The 3,702-nt window shown below is 38.1% G+C and carries 6 protein-coding genes; 4 read left to right on the forward strand and 2 right to left on the reverse strand.

Translation table 11 applies throughout. The features are described from left to right. From Q4D72_RS09240 to Q4D72_RS09250, 3 genes are all read left to right on the forward strand, one after another. The coding region (locus Q4D72_RS09240; RefSeq protein ID WP_303077558.1) for a hypothetical protein at positions 1-575 on the forward strand (575 nt) is incomplete at its 5' end. A gap of 83 nt (positions 576-658) precedes the next feature. Continuing rightward, positions 659-904 carry a type II toxin-antitoxin system ParD family antitoxin gene (locus tag Q4D72_RS09245; RefSeq protein WP_303077559.1) on the forward strand — a complete coding sequence of 82 codons (246 nt, stop codon included), beginning with the start codon at positions 659-661 and terminating at the stop codon, positions 902-904. Between the two features lie 43 nt (positions 905-947). Then, positions 948-1,526, forward strand: coding sequence for a hypothetical protein (locus Q4D72_RS09250; protein ID WP_303077560.1), 579 nt, complete (start codon positions 948-950; stop codon positions 1,524-1,526). Between the two features lie 85 nt (positions 1,527-1,611). On the opposite strand, the gene Q4D72_RS09255 is transcribed toward Q4D72_RS09250, so the two are convergent. Next, a complete protein-coding gene (locus Q4D72_RS09255; RefSeq protein ID WP_303077561.1) occupies positions 1,612-2,388 on the reverse strand; it encodes a type 1 glutamine amidotransferase domain-containing protein in 777 nt (258 codons plus the stop codon). A gap of 105 nt (positions 2,389-2,493) precedes the next feature. Continuing rightward, positions 2,494-3,057 carry a Crp/Fnr family transcriptional regulator gene (locus Q4D72_RS09260; RefSeq protein WP_303077562.1) on the reverse strand — a complete coding sequence of 188 codons (564 nt, stop codon included), beginning with the start codon at positions 3,055-3,057 and terminating at the stop codon, positions 2,494-2,496. A 268-nt stretch (positions 3,058-3,325) separates the two neighbouring features. Between Q4D72_RS09260 and Q4D72_RS09265 the strand changes: the two genes are divergently transcribed. Then, a partial coding sequence (locus tag Q4D72_RS09265; RefSeq protein ID WP_303077563.1) for a hypothetical protein occupies positions 3,326-3,702 on the forward strand: 377 nt, incomplete at its 3' end.

Raw genomic sequence — 3,702 nt, forward strand, 5'->3', positions numbered from 1 at the left:
TGATTTCCATTGGAGAGGAAATTTTTCAGCAGTCCGATTTACGAATGGACATCAACGGCTCGGGCTACGGCATTTCCAAAGGTGACCCGCTGGTCAAACAAACCACTTTTTGGAAGAAAATCAACCAAAAAGGCTATAAAAACCTACTGGGAATCAGTGCGTCAGACAAAGACGAAACCTATCAATCTCAATTTAATTTATGGACACCCAAAGACGATTTTTGGTGCTTGGACATTGAATTTTTTTGGCAAAACGCAAGCGATTTTGACCACGAAAAAGCCCAAAAAATCATCGAAACTTGGTTGCCCATCGCTCGGATTGACTACGCCTACGGCTATCGTGCCGATAAAAAACTCACTTGGAACGAGTGGATAACCAAAAAGAGTTTTTGGAGTTCGACTTCCTATATTCCTAAAGATGAGGAAGTTTGGTCGGAAAAAATCAGCGAAATCCCCAACGGAAATATCAAAAAAATATATAATTTTAATGTGCTGAACACGGCTCAAATGGCAAATGTATCGATTGATAATAAGCAAGTTAGCCCACTTTCCGAAAGTTTGACGATTGTGATGTAAAACGAGCTTCAAAAGGGATTTAAAAACAAGCGGTTTTTGGCAGAATTACCAATTTTTGGTAACTTTGCAAAAAGTTTAGCATTATGAAAAATACATCGGTTTCTTTGGGAAGTTATTTCGACCAATTTGTTAGTAATCAGGTGGCTACGGGGCGATACAAAAATGTAAGCGAGGTGGTTCGTGCGGGGCTTCGGCTTTTGGAAAATGAAGAAAATAAGGCAATTGCCCTCAAAAAAGCAATTCAAGAAGGCTTGGAAAGTCCGTCCGTTGAGGACTTTGATTTTGACCATAATCTCAAAAAATTAAAGGCTAAAAAACAGAATTCGTGAATAACTGCAAAACTCGTATTTAATAAAAATTAACTTAAAGAAAATGAACAAATACCACGAAGTCGAAAACCGCCGAGATGCCATATGCTTACTCCTTGCCAATCAGGCGAGTGAAGAGGAAATTTTGGCACAAATGCAACAGTTGGTCGATTTTATCCTGACCCATTTTAGCGAAGCTGAAACAGGCAACAACGCCTTGTATTTTTCGCAAAAATTTGAGCTGGAATTGAGTAAATTCGCTCAGTTTTTTCTGTTGATTTTTGATCCATATTGGAATCCGTCTCGGCGTAAATATTTGAAAATCAAAAAATATGTTGTCAGTCTTGCCACGGACGAAAAGTACAAAAACGCTCGTGTGCAGTTCGTGCGTGAGGTCGGCATACTTTGGGCTGATGAGCTGGTGCGACTGGCGTTGAACGAATCGCTTTGGCAAAATGATATGTTTAAAACGGAGTTTATGGAGCTGTTAAACCGTAAGAAAATCGGCGGTTTTGAAGCCCAAGCCAAGCAAATCATCACCCAAACCCATCCCAAAGACGAACTTGCCAAACTCGCCCAACGCTATCTAAAAAACAGCCCAAAATTCAAGCATTACACTGAAAAATTTGATAATTTAACTTAAAATCATATATGGTTTACAAAAATATGAAAACACACAAGGAACGAAAATTTTTCCGCTCCTTGTATGTTTGATTTTGCTGACAAAATTATTTTTGCAATTCCTTTAAAATCGCTTCTCCGACCCCTTTGGCAGATTGCGGATTTTGTCCTGTAATAACACGCTGGTCAACAGTGATATGCGGTTGCCACATTGCCGATTTTTCAAAAATAGCTCCTCGTTCTTTCAGCTTGTCTTCCAGCAAGAAAGGAACTACTTTTTCAAGTTTCACGGCTGTTTCTTCTTCATTGGTAAAGGCATTAATTTTTTTGCCATCTACCAAATATTTTCCGTTAGAGAGTCGGATATTTACCAAACCTGCCGGTCCGTGGCAAACGCCCGAAACTACGCCTCCTTGTTCGTAAATGTCACGAGCAATTTTCTGTAATTCAGTATTTTCGGCAAAATCCCACATTGTTCCGTGTCCGCCTGCATAAAAAATAGCCACATAATTTTTAGGATTCACTTGCGAAGGTTTCAGCGTGTTTTTCACCTTCGTGTTGTAAATTTTATCTTCCCAAAAAGTTTTGTTCACAGGGTCGTCCAATTTGAAGCCGTCAACGGGTGGATTTCCTCCTTTAGGACTCACAAAATCAATCTCATAACCTGCCTTATGAAGCACTTCCCAAGGATGCGAAACTTCCGAAAGATAATAGCCCGTAGCCTCGCCTGTGTTTCCTTTTTGGGCGTGGCTCGTCAATACGAATAACACTTTTTTCATTTTACCTGATTTTTTAGTTTTTTGTGCTGAAACTTGGGTTGTGGCAAAGCCGAAAATGCAGCACAATACCATTGCCCACTTTGCCCAGAATGCTTTTCTTTTCATCGTTATTTTGTTTAAAAATTCAGGTGCAAAATTCACAAAAAAGACAAAAAGAGAAAAGGACAAAAATCACTATTTTGGTGTGATTGAAATCACAAATTTGTTTTTTTACTGATTAAGTCGACTTAAAGTTTCGCGAGAAACCCCTAAATATGAGGCGATTAAAGTTTTCGGAATCCGCTGTAAGAGAGTGGGATAAAGCGTTAAAAACTGCGTGTAGCGTTCTTTGGGGTTATCGTTAAGAAGTGATAAAATTCGTTTTTGCAATGCCACATAACCTGCATTGGCTTTCTTTCGGAAAAAAGTGTCTATTTTTTGAAAATTGGAGCATATTTTTTCACGATTTTCAAGCGAAAGGCAAAGCACCTGCGTATCTTCCAAGCAATTGACATTGAGCTGAGCCGATGTTTTCCCGAAATACGCCTGATAATCAGTAATCCACCAATCTTCCATTGCAAATTGCAAGATATGTTCCTTTCCGTTAGGAGCCAGGTAATAGGCTTTTAATAAGCCACTTACCACCCAAAAATCATTCTGAACGGCTTCGCCTTGCTGCACCAAAAACTGATGTTTCCGCAAAGTTTTGAAGCTGAAATAAGAAGCCACTGCCTCAAATTCGTCATCGGTCAGCGTAACGATTTTTTCAAAATGGGAGCGTAATTTCGGGTACATTTTTAAGATTTTTTGGGCAAAAATACAAAGATTTGGCGTTTTTGGTGCGGAAACCATAAAAAGGGAACGGAAATTTTTCTACACCTTAAAAAGTAATCTATTGATTTTTAAGTTTTTACACACAAAACTCATCTTCAAGCTGTTGGTGGTCAGGAAACAACCCCAAACAAGTCCGTATTTATTTGTATTTTTGCATTTAAACAAACCCCTAAAACAAAAAACTTGTTTTACAAAAGAACACAAGCGTTAGACTTAAAAATTTCAAAAAATGCAACAATCGTATTATTTTTATCTGTTTTTAGCAAAAATTACCGAAAATGATGCCGAAAAATTTAGGCAGTATGCGTTGGGAGACGGAAAAGATAATCCGTTGTTTTTTAGCGAATTACAAATTACGGATTTTTCGCTGCAAAATTACGGAATTGAAGTGTTAAGTCCTGATTTTCAGTATGATTTTCTTTTGTCGGAATTGCTAAAATTCACCCTTTTGCAAAAAGAAGATTTGCCCTTGGTAGAAAAAATTTGTACCGAAAAAGGCATTTCGCCCAATGTGTATATCATTTTGTATAAAAAAGATTTGCAATTGCCTGAAAACGTGCTACTTTCGTATCCTGATTTGCATTATGTCGGCAAATATGAAATGGA

Origin of the sequence: Capnocytophaga sp. (genome assembly GCF_030532915.1) — a bacterium.
Classification (GTDB): Bacteria; Bacteroidota; Bacteroidia; order Flavobacteriales; family Flavobacteriaceae; genus Capnocytophaga.